This window comes from Pseudomonas sp. BJa5, from assembly GCF_030272875.2.
In the GTDB taxonomy this organism is placed as follows: Bacteria; Pseudomonadota; Gammaproteobacteria; order Pseudomonadales; family Pseudomonadaceae; genus Aquipseudomonas.
This window is the reverse complement of sequence record NZ_JALRNG020000219.1, coordinates 1-237: the sequence shown is the minus strand read 5'-3', so window position 1 is coordinate 237 and position 237 is coordinate 1. Positions and strand designations below refer to the sequence as shown.

Annotated in this window: 1 pseudogene; it reads left to right on the top strand. The window is 59.5% G+C overall.

Going from position 1 to position 237, the window contains the following annotated elements:
• Positions 1–237 (top strand): annotated as a pseudogene (locus M2D63_RS26090) (MFS transporter); the annotation flags it as partial.

The window sequence follows — 237 nt, the reverse complement described above, 5'->3', positions numbered from 1 at the left end:
CTTCGCCACCGTGCTATTCGCCCCGCTGATGGGCTTGATCGTCAACGCCTGGGGCTGGGAGCATGTGTTCATCGTCATGGGCGAGCTGGGCATCCTGTTCTCCATCGCCTGGATGAAGCTAATCTACAACCCCAAGGAACACCCGATGATCGTCGCTGCCGAGCTTGAGCACATCGATCGCAACGTCGGCCTTGTGGACATGGACAAACCCAAGGCAAGCGGCAAGAGCGGGCCGAA